This window comes from Nocardia tengchongensis, assembly GCF_054781395.1.
In genome coordinates this window covers 195,733-210,096 of the sequence record NZ_BAAGUM010000015.1, presented here as the reverse complement: position 1 = coordinate 210,096, position 14,364 = coordinate 195,733, and the positions used below count along the sequence as shown (strand labels likewise).

Sequence of the window (14,364 nt, the reverse complement as noted above, 5' to 3'; positions counted from 1 at the left end):
CATGGGCTTCACGAAACCGGATCTGCCCGCGGTCGAACCGGAGACCTTCCTGCGACTGCCGCTCATGGAGCGCATGCGGATCCTCGCCGTCAACTGGGCCGAACACGGCTTCGGCTCACCGCGCATGGTGCACACGATCTACATCCTCAAGCTGATCGTGCTGTACGCCCTCGGCGGCGTGGTCGTCGCCACCACCACCTCGCACCTGCCCGCCTTCTGGCATGTGAGCCAGTGGTGGAACCAGCCGATCGTCTATCAGAAGGCGATCCTGTGGACAGTGCTGCTGGAGAGCATCGGCATCGCCGGATCCTGGGGACCGTTGGCGGGCAAGGTGAAACCGATGACCGGTGGCATCCTGTTCTGGGCCCGGCCGGGCACCATCCGGCTGCGGCCCTGGAAGTGGGTGCCGTTCACCGGCGGCGATCGCCGCGGGTGGTTCGATATCTCCGTGTACCTCGCCCTGCTGGTGAGTGTGACCGTCGCACTGCTATCGCCTGGCGTGCACAGCGATTCGCTGTCCGCTGCGGTCCCGGGCAACAGCTCCGGGCTGGTGAATCCCGCACTGCTCATCGCGCCGATCGTGCTGCTGATCCTGAACGGCCTGCGGGACAAGACGATCTTCCTCGGGGCTCGCGGCGAACAGTATCTGCCCGCGCTGCTCTTCTTCGCCGTACTGCCCTTCGTGGACATGATCATCGCGCTGAAATTGCTGATCGTCGTGGTCTGGGTCGGCGCGGGGGTGTCCAAGTTCGGCAAGCATTTCGCGCTGGTGGTGCCACCCATGGTCAGCAACAGCCCATCGGTGCCGTTCGCCTGGTTCAAGCGCGCGCACTATCGCGACTTCCCACGTGATCTGCGGCCGTCGCGGATCGCGGATCTGATGGCGCACGCCGGGGGTACCACGGTCGAGATCATCATTCCGTTGGTGCTGCTGTTCTCGGGCAACCATTGGCTCACGGTGGCCGGCGTCGCGGTGATGGTGGTGTTCCACCTGTTCATCGTGTCGACCTTCCCGCTGGCGGTGCCCCTGGAATGGAACGTGCTCTTCGCCTACGCCTCGATGTTCCTGTTCCTCGGCTTCCCGAATCAGGACGGCTTCGGGCTGTTCGATATCTCCTCGCCGTGGCTCGCGGCGGCGCTGATCGCGGGGCTGCTGTTCTTCCCGGTGCTCGGCAACTTCCGGCCCGACAAGGTGTCGTTCCTGCCGTCCATGCGGCAGTACGCCGGGAACTGGGCCTCGGCGGTGTGGGCCTTCACCCCGGGCGCGGAGGGCAAACTGGATCGGGTGACGCGAACAGCCCGCAATCAGGTCGACCAGTTCGTCGAGTTCGGCTACGAACCGATGTGGGCCGAGGTCACCATGCAGCAGGTCATCGCCTGGCGCACCATGCACAGCCAGGGTCGCGGACTGTTCTCGGTGCTGCTGCGCACGCTGCCCGATCTCGACAGCCGCACCGTGCGCGAGGGCGAATTCCTCTGTAACTCGGTGATCGGCTTCAACTTCGGCGACGGTCACCTGCACGACGCGAATTTCATTGCCGCCGTGCAGCGCGAGGCCTGCTTCGAACCCGGTGAGGCCGTGGTGGTCTGGGTCGAGTCCCAGGCCTGGGGCAGCAAGGTCCAGCACTATCAGGTGATCGACGCGGCGCTCGGCGTGATCGAACGCGGGACCTGGCGGGTCGCCGACGCGGTGGCCGAACAACCCTGGCTGCCCAACGGGCCCATCCCGTTGTCCGTCCTGTGGTCACGGACCGAACCGAACCCACAGCTCCCCAGCGGATCTCACGCCGAAGACATACGGTCGAGCTCGGAGCAGGACCACGAGCACGGAGCGCTGGCATGAGCACCGCGACCGTCGTCGGCGGCGGCCCCAACGGACTCGCCGCCGCCGTGGCCCTCGCCCGTGCGGGTGTTCAGGTCACCGTGCTGGAGGCCGACACCGAGGTCGGCGGCGGCACCCGCACGGTGGAGGACATCGTGCCCGGGCTGCTGCACGACCGCTGCGCGGCGGTGCATCCCATGGCCGTGGGCTCGCCGTTCCTGGCCGAACTCGGCCTCGACCGGTACGGGTTGTCCTGGCGCACACCGGAGATCGACTGCGTCCATCCGCTCGCCGACGGCCGGGCCGGGGTACTGCACCGCTCGGTGGAGCACACCGCCGCCGGACTGGGGCGCGACGACCGACGCTGGAAGCTGTTGTTCGGCAGACCCTCCGAGCGCTACGACGCCCTCGCCGAGGATATTCTGCAGCCGCTGCTGCACATGCCCTGGCACCCGCTGACCCTGGCCCGCTTCGGCGCCCCCACCCTGCTGCCCGCCTCCGCATTGGCCCGGTTCTTCCGCACCGAGGAAGCGCGCGCCCTGTTCGGGGGTGTCGCCGCCCACGCCTTCCGGCCGCTACACCAGCCGATGACCTCGGCGATCGGCATGGGCATCCTGACCGCGGGCCACCGGCACGGCTGGGCGGTCGCCGCCGGTGGGTCGCAGTCCATCCCGCGGGCGCTGGCGGCGTTGCTCGCCGATCTCGGCGGGAAGATCGAAACCGGCGTCCGGATCACCGCGCGCTCGCAGTTGCCGTGCGCGGACGTGACGCTGTTCGATCTCGCGCCCGCGGCCGTCGCCGACATCCTCGGCAACCAGCTCTCGCCGCGAATCAGAAAGGCCTATCGCGACTTCCGGCGTGGCCCCGGGGCGTTCAAGGTCGATTTCGCGGTCGCCGAGGGCGTGCCGTGGACCAATCCGGACGCGCGTCGCGCGGGAACCGTGCACCTCGGCGGCCCCTACCCGGAACTCGCCGCCGCCGAACGCGACATCCACGCCGGCCGCCTCCCGCAACGACCGTTCGTCCTGGTGGGCCAGCAGTACCTGGCCGACCCGCAGCGATCGGCGGGCGACATCCATCCACTCTGGGCCTACGCCCATGTCCCCCACGGCTATACCGGCGACGCCACCGAGGCGATCATCGCCCGTATCGAACAGTTCGCCCCCGGATTCCGCGATCGCATCATCGGCTACACCGTCCGCGACCCCGCCGACATCGCCGCCCACAACCCCAATTTCACCGGCGGCGACATCATGACCGGAGCCAAAGACATCCGCCAGCTCGTCTTCGGCCCCCGAATCACCCTGTCCCCCTACTCGATCGGCGTACCGGGCATGTTCCTCTGCTCGGCCGCCACCCCGCCCGGCCCGGGAGCCCACGGCATGTGCGGAGCCAACGCGGCCGAGCAGGCATTGGAATATCTCTCCCGCATCGTCAGATGGTGAGGACGATCTTGCCGTGGGTGTGGCGACGTTCGAGCTCGGTGTAGGCCTCGCGGACCTGCGCCAGGGGTAGACGTTCGCGACCGAGACATCAGCACACCGCGCCACCGCTCATCGGCTACCACACGGGTCAGGAAGTGCGGTCGCTTTCGAGCCCGATCAGCAGGGCCGTCAGGATGCGGGTGAGTTTCGGCTCGACGTCGACCACGGCGTGAGCCAGTTCGGGGCGGGACTCATAGAGCGCACGCAGGCCGGTGCCGGGCGCGGCCATCTGCCACAGAGCCCCGGCCATGCTGGTGGCTGTGGAGATGACGTCGATAGCCGCGATCTCGGTGATCGGCAGCAGTCGGCGCAATGCCGTTGTCAGAGTGGCCACTTCGGCGAGCACCTCGGTCTTGAACGCGTAGGCGGTGTCGAGGGAGACGTTGCGCTCCAGGTTCATCGGGGCCTGCGCGAGTAGGTCGCAGAACAGCGGGCGCGCGACGAGTGAATTCGCCAGTACGGACGCGATCGCCCCGGGTTCACGCTCGGCCGGTTCGGCCAGCCGGGTTCGGACCTCGGCCGACCAGTCCCGCCAGCCCTCGGCGGTGAGTGCCAGGAAGATCTGCTCCCGCGTCTCGAAATAGCGCAGCATGGCGGATTTGTGCATGCCGACGGCGGCGGCGATATCGGTGAGCGTGACCTCACGCACGCTGCGCTCACCGGCGAGCGTCCGCGCGGCATCGCGAATCGCCTGTTCACGATGCAGTTTGGCCTCGGCACTGCGGGCACGCAGAGGTGGCGTGGGAGTCATGGCCTTCAGTATAGCGCAACACTGTTGCGCTATTAACAAAACGGTGTTGTACTAATTCCAGTGGGTTCGGAGGCCTCTCCGCCCACCAGCACCCACCAGCGAGGAGTGGAAATGTCCCAGCCCACCATCGTGATCACCGGCACCTCGAGCGGATTCGGACGCCTCAGCGTCGCGCGCTTCGCCTCGAGCGGATGGAACGTCGTGGCGACGGTCCGCAAGGAATCGGATCTGGAGGTACACAAGGGAATCGACAATGTCGCGACGCTGCTGCTCGACGTGAACGACGAGGATGCCGATCTCGCCTTCGGTGAACTCGCGCTCGCGCAGTTCGGTCGGATCGACGCTCTGGTCAACAATGCCGGCTACTACCAGGCCGGACCGTTGGAGGCCACGACCATGGACCAGGCGCACCGGCAGTTCCAGACCAATGTGTTCGGGCTCATCGCGCTCAACAAGGCGTTCATCCCGATCCTGCGCAAGCAGGGGTCCGGTGTGATCGTCAATGTCGGCTCGATCAGCGCCGACCAGGGGTATCCGTACACCTCGGTGTACGAGGCTTCGAAAGCGGCGGTTGTCTCGCTCAGCGAGGGTCTGCACACCGAACTCGCCGAGTTCGGCGTCGTCGTCAAGGCGCTGCTGCCCGGCAGCATGGATACCCGCATCTTCGACAAGGTCGACCGCGCCACCAACATCCCGGCCGAATACCTGGACTCCATGGCGCGTTTCGGTTCGCTGAACCTGGTCCGCTCCGACCCGGCCTTGACTGCCGACGTGATCTTCCGGATGGTCACCGACGGCAACACCCGCAAGGTTCGCTATTACAGCGGCCCCGACGGCGAGGCCATCCCCCGCGTCAAGCAACTGCTCGGACAGGATTGGTACTGGGAGGAATTCCGGCGAGCCACCCATGGCGACTCGACCCCATTGTGGCGGGCCTTGATGCCGCAGCCGGTAGCGAGCTCGCCGACTGCCTGAAGGCCCTGCGAATCCCGGCCGGCGGCTTTACGCCGTTGGGCTCGACAGTCTTTCGAGGGCGTCGCGCAGCGCGGCTCGCGAGCTGATCCCGAGTTTCGGGAACACCCGGTACAGATGAGCGCCAATGGTTCGCGGCGAGAGGTAGAGCCGTTCGCCGATTTGCTTGTTCGTCAGGCCCGCGGCGGCCAGGTCGGCGATCTCGCGCTCTTGCGGAGTCAGCGGGTCTGGTGTCTCCGCGGCGTGGTCGGCGACGGTCAGTCCGCTCGCGCGTAGTTCGGCGCGGCAGCGGGTCGCCCACGGGACCGCGCCGAGCCGTTCGAAGGTGTCGAGTGCATCGGTCAGATGGCGACGGGCCTCGGATGGCGACTTCGCCCTGCGCAGCCGTTCGCCATAGGCGAATTGGATCCGGGCGTGCGCGAACGGCCATCGGTTCGCCCCGGGGGTCGCGAGCGCGGTGTCGAACGCCTCGCGGAAGGTGGTGGAGGGGGCGGTCATTCCCATGGCGCCGGCCGTGATCAGCGCCAGCCGGGGCGAGAGGTCGGCGACGGCTGCCCGCTGGATGTCGGCGACGTGGGCCCGCGCCTCGGTCATCCGCTCGGCGCGGACTGCCGCTTCGACCAGATCCAGCAGGACCCACAGCGCGACGGGTTTGTGGACGGGAACCGTTTCCGGTGAACAGATTTCGACCGCGTGACGGTATGCGCTCTCGAACTCCCCGTGGCCGAGGGCGTCGACGGCCTTCGCGTGCGCAGCCAACTGCAGCACGAAGCCGATGCGGTTCGGCGCCGCCCAACCCACCAGATCGTCGGTCAGGCTGCGTGCGGTCGCACGATCGCCGCGGGCGGCCGCGACCATGGCCCGGTCGTAGTGCAGGAAGCCGCCGAGCAGTCGATAGTGGTGCCTGGTCGTGAGCGCGAGACCCTCGTCGGCCAGTCTCAGCGCACGGTCCCAGTCGCCGCTCAGTACGCTGTCGAATCCCAGCAGCGCAAAGGCTTTGATCGCCGAGGCGATCGCGCCGCCGGCACGGCCGTGTTCGACCACCCGCCACAGGGCGTTGCGGCAGCCGGCCAACCGGTCCACGTACATGCCGGCGATGGCGAGCCGCACCGCGTGGACGTGATCGGATTCGTCACCGATACCGGCGATCGCGTCGTCGAGTCGCGGGAGCGAGGGTGCCGCCAGCCGCGCGGGCTGGAGGAATGTGCTGCCGAGCAGCGTCAAGATCTCCGGGGGTTCGAGACCGAGTCCGTCGAGCGCGGCCTGGTATTCGTCGAGCAGATCGGCACGGGATCCGAACGAGCAGTTCGCCTGCAGCACATAGACGATTTCGCTCAGCGGCGCGTCCCAGCCTCGCGCCGGCTGTCCGACGTTGCGGACCGCGCCGAGCAGGACCCTGTGGATGGTGTCGATATCGCCGCCGCTGTTCACCATGTACGCCGCCGCGGCTACGGCGGACTCCACCGACCGCCCCGGCACGCCGCGCCCGGCGCCGAACGTTCGCGGGTCCAGAAGATTTCCGGTGACGTCGGCGCCGAGGTAGGTCGCGAACATGGCACGGCGGTCGTGGTCGTCGGCACCCGGACTCAGCTCGGCGGCCCGCAGGAGCAGGTCGATCGCACCGACCGGGTCACCACGCCCCTTGGTCTTCAACGCGGCCTCCTCGAGCAGCTGCGCGATCTGCTCATCCGGCGACGAAGCCGCTTCCGCGAGATGCCAAGCGCGCCTTTCGGAGTCGGCCGGATGCCGCATCGCCAACCGTCGATGCGTCTCGCGTCTCTCCTGGTCGGTCGACAGATCGACCACCGCGGAACGTGTGAGCGGATGCCGGAACTGGACCCCGCGGGTCACCGGATGAACCCGGATCAGCCGGGCGCGCTCGGCGGGTTCGAGTGCGCCGAACGAGATCGCGGGGAACAGCTCGCCGGTACCGTCGAGTGCCGCGAGCAGCAGCTGGGTCCTTGTCTCGGCAGGCAGCCCTTCGATGCGCCGGGCGAAGGTCTGGCGTAGTCGTCGGCCAACGGGTGTACGACCGAGACCGGGGTCGGCAGGGGCCGGGCCGCCGGGCGTCGGAAGCTCGATCAGTGCCAACGGATTTCCCTGCGCATCGGCCAGTACCCGCCGCACGGCCCGCGGCGGCAGCTCCGGGAAGGCCTCGGTCAGCAGCTCCGCCGCAGCGTCATCGTCGAGCGGTCCGACCGCGATCTCCGGAAGCCCGGCATCCTCGAATATGCTGCCCTCCCCCCGCACGCACCACACCGAGAAAGCCGACGCCGGTGCCGTCGAGCCGCCGCGCGAGGATGCCGAACAGCGTGGCACTCGCTCGATCCAGCCATTGCAGGTCATCGACCACCACCAGCAGCGGGGACTCCGTCGCGGCAGCCGACAGCAGAGTCAGCAGTGCGTTCGTCAGCGCGAGTTGATCGGGCGCGGGCCCCTCCTGAACGCCCATGGCAACGCCGACCGCGCGTCGAGAGTCGGGCGGGATTACCGCGACCTCGGCGGACAGCGGAGCGATCAGTTGGTTCAGGCCGGCGAAGCTCACCTCCGCCTCGAATTCCACACCGGACGCACGCAACACACGCGCACCGAGTTCGGCCGCGTGGGCGGCCGCCGCGCCGAGCAGCGCGGTCTTCCCGACGCCCGCTTCGCCGACCACCAGCCGCGCCCCGCCCTCGGCCACCGCGGATTCGACGAAGCCGTACAGCAGGCCCAGCTCGCGCGTACGTCCTACCAGCCGTCCCGGCGACACCCAACCCTGCACATCCAGACCCTACTACCGGCGAGACGGCGTTCGGACTGCCGAAGACAGTCATTTGACCGATTCGTAGTGGCTGCCGGAGTTCGTAGATTCATTGCTGTCCACCAGGTTTCGAAGGAGACAAGATGAGTGCCACCATCGTTCTCGTACACGGCGGTTTCGTCGACGGCGCCGGCTGGCGCGGGGTATACGACGTGCTGACCGCCGACGGCTTCGATGTCCGCATCGTGCAGAACCCGACGAAGTCGCTGGCCGACGACGCGGCCACGACGCGCGACGTACTCGACGGTATCGACGGCCCCGTCGTCCTCGTCGGCCACTCGTACGGCGGTGCCGTGATCACCGAGGCCGGCAACCACGACAAGGTCGGCGCGCTGGTCTACGTGACCGCCTTCGCCCCCGACCAAGGCGAATCGGTCAACACGCTGCTCGGGACCTTCCCGACCGACGGGCCCCAGCCCCCCATCCTGCCGCCGGTCAACGGCTATCTGTTCCTGGACCGCGACAAGTTCGCCGAATCCTTCGCAGCCGACGTCTCCGAGCAGGAGGCGGCGTTCATGGCCGACTCCCAAGTGCCGTGGGGCCTCGACGCACTCGGCGGCGTGGTGACCAAGGCCGCCTGGCAATCCAAGCCCAGCTGGTACCTCCACGTCACCGAAGACCGCATGATCCCGCCGGCCGCGCAGAGCTCGATGGCGCAGCGCATCGGGGCCACCGTGGTCGAGACACCCGGCAGCCACGCGATCTACGTTTCGCAGCCCGGCGTGGTCGCCGACCTGATCAAGAAGGCCGCAGCGACGCTCCAGTGAGGTTCCGGTGTGCCGCTCGAATCATCGGGCGGCACACCCGGTTACCCCGCCCCGGACGCCCCCGGGCCTACCATCGAATCCATGCTGGGAGTGCATTTCGCGATTACCGCGGAGCAGGAGCGGGCGCTACTGAGCGCAGACGATCTGGACGACGCGGACGCGATCGACGAATTGCTCAGCGCGATGGAGGAATCCTGGGCGGAGGACGACCTGAAAATCGACACCGACAAGGCCTGGGATGCGATCCATCGCAGCCTGACCGACGGCACCCTCGGCCCGAGCAGCGGGCAGTACCCGCTCTCGCCCGCCATCATCGGTGGACGGCACCTGCACGACGATTACTACGCGGTGTACGTGAGCGCGGAGCAAGTTCGGTATTTGGCGACAGCGTTGCACGAGGTGGAGCGAGCGGGCATGCGCGCGGCGTTCGATGCCATCGACGACGAGGAGTATGCCGGGGCGCTCGATGACGAAGACTTCGAGTACACCTGGAGCAACTTCCTGGACGTCCGGGCTTTCTACGACCGCGCGGCCGCCGCGCGACGATCCGTCATCTTCACCGCGACATAGGCGAGCTCACGCGCTATTGACTCGGCTGCGGGATGTTGACGTGGCAGTCCTCGACTTTGGGGTTGACCCCCATGTAGTTGAGCGGCCCCGCGAGAATGGTCACCGCGATCGTTCCCGTGCTCGCGCAGTTGGTCGGGGCACTGTCGAAATAGTGTCGTTGCCCAGCGGCGACACCACCGATGATCAGCCAGATGAACAACAGCAAGGTGAAGCCACCACCCGTGGCCGACCGCCTGCCGTAGCGCCAACGGTCTTCGGCGTAAGGTCCCATGATCACTCCCAGGTTCGGCCCGCACCGTCGCCGCGAATCGGATCAGGCGCGTCACTGAGGCAGTACCCGCAAACCCGCGCGTTACGCGGACCTCTTGGGAATGCCAACTTTTCCGGCCCGATCGCCGAGTAACCACATCCCGGTGGACGCTGCCGGCGGCACGATGAGTCGGTTGCGCGCCTAGCCCCAAGCGCGGCGAGTGGCGGGGAATCCGGAGCGGCCGTGGGAATTTGGGACGACGCCGAGGACCTGGTGGAGGCCGAGGCCGCCGTCTTCGAATCCCAGGGCGGAGGCGGCCATATAAATGCGCCAGATGCGGGCGCGGCCTTCACCCACCAGTGAAACCGCCTGATCCCAGCCGGTTTCCAGGTTGGCGACCCAATCGCGGAGGGTCAGTGCGTAGTGCTCGCGCAGGGCTTCGACGTCGCGGACTTCGAATCCGGCTCGTTCCATCGCCAGGACGACCTCGCCGACGTCGAGGAGTTCGCCGTCGGGAAAGACATAGCGGCCGATGAAGGATCGGGGGCGGATCTTCGACCCACCGGCCGACGAGATGGCGTGGTTGAGCAGGCGGCCTTCGGGCCGGAGCAGGGCCCGCAGGGTGTCGAAGTATTCGTCGGCGCGGTTGGCCCCGACGTGTTCGAACATGCCGATCGAGGAGATGGCGTCGAACTGCTCACCGCGCAGGTCGCGATAGTCGGTCTGCCGGATCTCGACAGCGGCGGACAGCCCGGCCTCGGCGATGCGCTTGCGGGCGAGTTCGGCTTGCGTGCCGCTGATCGTGACGCCTACGACCCGCGCCCCGTAGACCGAGGCCGCGTGCATCGCCATCGACCCCCACCCGCATCCGATATCCAGCAACCGCATTCCGGGGCGTTCGGTCAGGCCGAGTTTGCGGCACACCAGATCATGCTTGGCGTGCTGGGCATCCTCGAGCGAGACGGTGGGGTCCGCGGCAGCCCGGCCGTCGTCGTCCGCGGCGGCGAACCGCGCGCACGAGTAGGTCATGCTCGGGCCGAGCACGAGGCGGTAGAAGTCGTTGCCGACGTCGTAGTGATGACTGATCACCGCTGCGTCGCGGTGGCGGGTGTGCTGCCGGCCGCGTGGGGGCCGCGCCTCCTCGGGCGGCGGCTTCGGACGACGGGTGAGCGCGCCCAGCCGCCGGGCCGCCCCGAGGGCGTGCCAGGCGCCTGCCATCCCGAGGCGGGCGTCGCCCGGCACGGCGGACTGCAGGGCGCGCAGGACCTGGAAGATATCGCCCTCGAGGTCCACGGTGCCGGCGACGTAGGCGCGGCCCAGACCGAGTTCGCCCGGGGCCCAGACCATATGGTTCAGCGCGTCCTTCGATCGGATCACCATGGTGCCGGGATTGTCGATATCAGGCTGCACCGCGCTGCCGTCCCAGAATTCGAACCGCAATGGTGGCCGCGACCCGAACGCGAGTTCCAGCAGGGGTGTGAAAGCGGCCGCAACTGTCCCACTTTTGCCCATAGGACCACTATCGCCCGAAGAACATCAGGGAGCGGGGAATTCGAGAGCCGTTATTCGCGCATCGCGCGTCCGACTGTCGATTCCGGTATCGCCGTTCACTCTCGTGTCGAGCCGGCCGACGTGGCGGCGCGGTCGTGGTCCAGCCGTTCGTTGGTCACCCGGATCTGCCGCAGGGTCGAGGTCTCGAGCGCTTCCGATTGCTCGGGTCGCAGTCGCCCGCACAGGTGATTCCAGTGGGTCGCGACGAGGTCACCGACCTCGAGGTCCGGGACGGCGGCGTAGCCGTCCTCCCACATGGCCAAGGACCGGTCCTCGGGCCGGGACAGGCTGAGGCTCAGGCCGTTCCAGGTCAGGCGCTGAGACCGGATCAGAACCTGTGAGCGGTCGACATCGATCACTCGCCCCCAGCTGATTCGGCAGTCGTCGAGGATTCGCAGGGCTGGGCCCCGGCCCGTCGGGTCGAGTAGCCGGGACCAGGGGTAGACGCCGAACACGTGGAAGCTGTGGTTGGGGGCGGCTTCTGCGGTCAGGCCGGCGCCCAGGTGTGCCCAGTACTGTCCGGCGATCGGACCGATGCGGTCGAGCAGGGCGGCGCCGAACTCGGCCGGATCCAGTGCGGCTCCGATACCGCCTCCGAGCCAATAGGATTCGACCAGCCGGGCGTCGAGCGGATCGTCGATACCGGTCAGCGTGGCCAGCACGCACAGGTACGGCCACGCCCCGGAGAACAGCGGTGCGGTCGCCCGCACCGCCGCGCTCGACCCGCCACGCAGCCCGGCCGTGTCGGGCGGCCCGCAGTAGCCGAGCGCGTTCGGCGCGTACGCGTAGCGCGCGAACATATCGGTCCCGTCGAGGACCGGGTCCGGGCTTTCCATGACCTCACCTCCGATGCACCGGTGGCGGGTGATTCTCCTTCCGCCTCAACAGATTCTGGGCAACTGTTCGCCGGCCGGCAGATCCACTACCCGGGTGCCGCCGAGGGCAGTCTTGGCCACCACCATGCCGGGATGCTCGGGCACGCAGACGCCGATGGCGGCGGCGCGAGTGCCGAGTGGGTGGGAGTGCATGGCGGCCAGTACCCGGTCCGCGTCCTCGGGTGCGACGAAGGCGACCAGCTTGCCCTCGTTGGCGACGTACATCGGGTCCAGTCCGAGCAGGCCGCAGGCGTCGCGGATCTCGGCCGGGATCGGGAGGTCGTTCTCCACCAGTGCCACACCGACTTTCGCGGTGCGGGCGATCTCGTTGAGCGATGCGGCCAGGCCGCCGCGGGTGGGGTCGCGCAGCACGTGCAGGTCCGCGCCGGTGGCGAGCATGGCGGCGACCAGGCCGTGCAGCGGTGCGGTGTCGCTGCAGACGGTGGTCCCGAATTCCAGTCCCTCGCGACAGCTCAGCACCGCGACGCCGTGCAAGCCGATGTCGCCGCTGACGATCACCACGTCCCCGGCGCTCGCGCGCTGCGGACGGATGTCCACGCCCTCGTCGATCACGCCGATACCGGTGGTGTTGATGTACACCCGGTCGCCGTGCCCGGCGTCGACCACCTTGGTGTCACCGGTGACCAGGGTGACGCCCGCGCCCAGCGCGGCGGTACCCATGGCCGCGGCGATCTGGGCGATCTCGGCCAGCGCGGTGCCCTCTTCGAGGATGAACGCCGTGGACAGCGCCAGTGGTCGCGCACCGGCCATGGCCAGGTCGTTGACCGTGCCGTTGATCGCGAGTTCGCCGATCGAGCCGCCGGGGAACACCATCGGCTTGACCACGAACGAGTCGGTGCTGAACGCGAGCCGCGACGACCCGACGGTGACCACCGCCGCGTCCCCCATGCCGGCCTCGGCGGCCGCGCCGAAGGCCGGCAGGAACAGATGCTCGACGAGTTCGCCCGACATCGCACCACCGCCGCCGTGCCCCATGACGATGGTGGGTGAATCCCGTAACGGCATGGGGCACACCCAGTTCGCCAGGTCGACGGGGCCCGAGACGTCCTCACGCATGTGCCACCTCCGCGGGCAGGTCCAGGCGCCGGTACAGGTAGTAGGCGGCGCACGCGCCCTCGGAGGAGACCATGGTGGCCCCGAGCGGGTTGCGTGGCGTGCACTGCTTGCCGAACGCCGCGCACTCGTGCGGCTTGATCAGCCCTTGCAGCACTTCACCGGAACGGCAGATCGAGGACTCGGCGGTCTGCAGATCGCCGACAGCGAAGCGTTGTTCGGCGTCGAACTCGCGGTAGCGGTCCGAGAGCCGCCAGCCGCTGCGCGGTATCACGCCGATCCCGCGCCAGGCCCGGTCGGTGACATCGAAGACGTCTTCGAGCATCTGCTTCGCGACCGGGTTGCCCGCTTCGGCGACGGCGCGCGGGTAGGCGTTCTCCACCTCGTGCCGTCCGGATTCGAGCTGGATGACGGTGCGCCGGATGCCTTCGAGGATGTCGAGCGGCTCGAACCCGGTGACCACGACCGGCACCTCGTATTTCTCGGCGAGCGGCGGGTATTCGCGGGTGCCCATGACCGTGCACACGTGCCCGGCGGCGAGGAACGCCTGCACCCGGCAGTCCGGTGATTCCATGATCGCGGCGATGGCGGGCGGCACCAGCACGTGCGAGACGAGCAGCGAGAAGTTCTTTATGCCCAGTCGTTTCGCCTGATAGACGGTCATCGCGTTGGCGGGCGCGGTGGTCTCGAACCCGATGCCGAAGAACACCACCTGCCGATCCGGGTTGGCCTGCGCCAGTTCGAGCGCGTCGAGCGGCGAGTACACCACCCGGACGTCTCCGCCTTCGCTCTTGACCCGGAACAGATCCTTGGAGCTGCCCGGTACTCGCAGCATGTCGCCGAACGAGCAGAAGATCACCCCGGGCTGCGCGGCGATGTCGAGTGCCTTGTCGATCATGCCGAGCGGGGTCACACACACCGGGCAACCCGGTCCGTGGATCATCTCGATCGTGTCGGGCAGCAGTTGGTCGATGCCATGACGGATGATCGAATGTGTCTGTCCGCCACAGACTTCCATGATCGCCCAGCGGCGGGTGGCGCTCTCCCGGATGCGCTCGAGGAGTATCCCGGCGAGTTGCGGGTTGCTGAATTCATCGAGGTACTTCACGACCTCACCTCCGGTTCGTCCGACTGCTGTGGCTGCGCTGATTCGGGATTCGCCAGGCCCGCTTGCCGGGCCGCGATTTCGAATCCGTTACCGAACTCCTCCTTCAGGACACCGAGATGTTCGAACTCCGCGAGGGTCCGCAGCGCGGATTCCTCGTCGAGCCGCTGAATGGCGAAACCGACGTGGACCACCACGTAGTCGCCGACCGTGGCATCGGGGATGTATTGCAGGCACACGTCCTTCTGCACGCCGCCGAAGTCCACGATCGACATCAGCGTGCCGTTGCGTTCTTGCAGGCTGAGAATTCTTCCCGGGACTGCCAGACACATTTGCTGCT

14 protein-coding genes are annotated in these 14,364 nt (G+C 68.0%); 5 read left to right on the top strand and 9 right to left on the bottom strand.

Annotated features, from left to right (window positions below; genetic code table 11):
- The first annotated feature begins 1 nt into the window (after position 1).
- Positions 2-1,843, top strand: a complete 1,842-nt coding sequence (locus tag ACYVKL_RS27450; RefSeq protein WP_379166028.1) for a DUF3556 domain-containing protein — start codon at positions 2-4, stop codon at positions 1,841-1,843.
- A complete protein-coding gene (locus ACYVKL_RS27445; RefSeq protein ID WP_379166026.1) occupies positions 1,840-3,267 on the top strand; it encodes a phytoene desaturase family protein in 1,428 nt (475 codons plus the stop codon). The genes ACYVKL_RS27450 and ACYVKL_RS27445 overlap by 4 nt, the downstream gene beginning before the upstream one ends.
- 127 nt (positions 3,268-3,394) lie before the next feature.
- Here the strand turns inward: ACYVKL_RS27445 and ACYVKL_RS27440 are convergent, their stop codons facing one another.
- Positions 3,395-4,057, bottom strand: coding sequence for a TetR/AcrR family transcriptional regulator (locus tag ACYVKL_RS27440; RefSeq protein ID WP_379166025.1), 663 nt, complete (start codon positions 4,055-4,057; stop codon positions 3,395-3,397).
- 111 nt (positions 4,058-4,168) lie between these two features.
- On the opposite strand from ACYVKL_RS27440, the gene ACYVKL_RS27435 reads away from it, so the two are divergent.
- On the top strand, positions 4,169-5,032 hold the full coding sequence (locus ACYVKL_RS27435) for an SDR family oxidoreductase (RefSeq protein WP_379166024.1): 864 nt from the start codon (positions 4,169-4,171) through the stop codon (positions 5,030-5,032).
- A 27-nt stretch (positions 5,033-5,059) separates the two neighbouring features.
- On the opposite strand, the gene ACYVKL_RS27430 is transcribed toward ACYVKL_RS27435, so the two are convergent.
- Together ACYVKL_RS27430 and ACYVKL_RS27425 are read right to left on the bottom strand one after the other, a co-directional pair.
- Positions 5,060-7,279 (bottom strand): helix-turn-helix transcriptional regulator, encoded by a 2,220-nt coding sequence (locus ACYVKL_RS27430; RefSeq protein WP_379166023.1) that lies wholly within the window; start codon positions 7,277-7,279, stop codon positions 5,060-5,062.
- Positions 7,209-7,793, bottom strand: a complete 585-nt coding sequence (locus tag ACYVKL_RS27425; RefSeq protein WP_379166022.1) for an ATP-binding protein — start codon at positions 7,791-7,793, stop codon at positions 7,209-7,211. Before ACYVKL_RS27425 ends, ACYVKL_RS27430 begins: the two co-directional genes overlap by 71 nt.
- A 122-nt stretch (positions 7,794-7,915) precedes the next feature.
- On the opposite strand from ACYVKL_RS27425, the gene ACYVKL_RS27420 reads away from it, so the two are divergent.
- Positions 7,916-8,599, top strand: a complete 684-nt coding sequence (locus ACYVKL_RS27420) for an alpha/beta fold hydrolase (RefSeq protein WP_379166021.1) — start codon at positions 7,916-7,918, stop codon at positions 8,597-8,599.
- An 81-nt stretch (positions 8,600-8,680) separates the two neighbouring features.
- Entirely contained in the window at positions 8,681-9,169 is a 489-nt protein-coding gene (locus ACYVKL_RS27415; RefSeq protein WP_379166020.1) for a DUF1877 family protein, read from the top strand.
- A 13-nt stretch (positions 9,170-9,182) separates the two neighbouring features.
- On the opposite strand, the gene ACYVKL_RS27410 is transcribed toward ACYVKL_RS27415, so the two are convergent.
- From ACYVKL_RS27410 to ACYVKL_RS27385, 6 genes are all read right to left on the bottom strand, one after another.
- Positions 9,183-9,440: a hypothetical protein gene (locus ACYVKL_RS27410; RefSeq protein WP_379166019.1), complete on the bottom strand. Its 258-nt coding sequence runs from the start codon at positions 9,438-9,440 to the stop codon at positions 9,183-9,185.
- Between the two features lie 180 nt (positions 9,441-9,620).
- Entirely contained in the window at positions 9,621-10,931 is a 1,311-nt protein-coding gene (locus ACYVKL_RS27405; RefSeq protein ID WP_379166018.1) for a class I SAM-dependent methyltransferase, read from the bottom strand.
- A gap of 95 nt (positions 10,932-11,026) precedes the next feature.
- Positions 11,027-11,806 (bottom strand): DUF6390 family protein, encoded by a 780-nt coding sequence (locus ACYVKL_RS27400; RefSeq protein WP_379166017.1) that lies wholly within the window; start codon positions 11,804-11,806, stop codon positions 11,027-11,029.
- 45 nt (positions 11,807-11,851) lie between these two features.
- Positions 11,852-12,922, bottom strand: coding sequence for a hydrogenase expression/formation protein HypE (gene hypE / locus ACYVKL_RS27395; protein ID WP_379166016.1), 1,071 nt, complete (start codon positions 12,920-12,922; stop codon positions 11,852-11,854).
- Positions 12,915-14,027, bottom strand: a complete 1,113-nt coding sequence (gene hypD, locus ACYVKL_RS27390; protein WP_379166015.1) for a hydrogenase formation protein HypD — start codon at positions 14,025-14,027, stop codon at positions 12,915-12,917. The genes hypE and hypD overlap by 8 nt, the downstream gene beginning before the upstream one ends.
- Complete coding sequence (locus tag ACYVKL_RS27385; RefSeq protein WP_379166014.1) at positions 14,024-14,356, bottom strand: HypC/HybG/HupF family hydrogenase formation chaperone; 333 nt, start codon at positions 14,354-14,356, stop codon at positions 14,024-14,026. The genes hypD and ACYVKL_RS27385 overlap by 4 nt, the downstream gene beginning before the upstream one ends.
- Positions 14,357-14,364 lie beyond the last annotated feature (8 nt).

Excerpts from the sequence above, each read along its gene's own strand:
- ACYVKL_RS27415 (WP_379166020.1), top strand. The coding sequence starts at position 8,681 with ATGCTGGGAGTGCATTTCGCGATTACCGCGGAGCAGGAGCGGGCGCTA.
- hypE (WP_379166016.1), bottom strand. The coding sequence starts at position 12,922 with ATGCGTGAGGACGTCTCGGGCCCCGTCGACCTGGCGAACTGGGTGTGC.
- ACYVKL_RS27400 (WP_379166017.1), bottom strand. The coding sequence starts at position 11,806 with ATGGAAAGCCCGGACCCGGTCCTCGACGGGACCGATATGTTCGCGCGC.
- ACYVKL_RS27435 (WP_379166024.1), top strand. The coding sequence starts at position 4,169 with ATGTCCCAGCCCACCATCGTGATCACCGGCACCTCGAGCGGATTCGGA.
- ACYVKL_RS27450 (WP_379166028.1), top strand. The coding sequence starts at position 2 with ATGGGCTTCACGAAACCGGATCTGCCCGCGGTCGAACCGGAGACCTTC.
- ACYVKL_RS27405 (WP_379166018.1), bottom strand. The coding sequence starts at position 10,931 with ATGGGCAAAAGTGGGACAGTTGCGGCCGCTTTCACACCCCTGCTGGAA.
- ACYVKL_RS27410 (WP_379166019.1), bottom strand. The coding sequence starts at position 9,440 with ATGGGACCTTACGCCGAAGACCGTTGGCGCTACGGCAGGCGGTCGGCC.
- ACYVKL_RS27385 (WP_379166014.1), bottom strand. The coding sequence starts at position 14,356 with ATGTGTCTGGCAGTCCCGGGAAGAATTCTCAGCCTGCAAGAACGCAAC.
- ACYVKL_RS27420 (WP_379166021.1), top strand. The coding sequence starts at position 7,916 with ATGAGTGCCACCATCGTTCTCGTACACGGCGGTTTCGTCGACGGCGCC.
- ACYVKL_RS27445 (WP_379166026.1), top strand. The coding sequence starts at position 1,840 with ATGAGCACCGCGACCGTCGTCGGCGGCGGCCCCAACGGACTCGCCGCC.
- ACYVKL_RS27440 (WP_379166025.1), bottom strand. The coding sequence starts at position 4,057 with ATGACTCCCACGCCACCTCTGCGTGCCCGCAGTGCCGAGGCCAAACTG.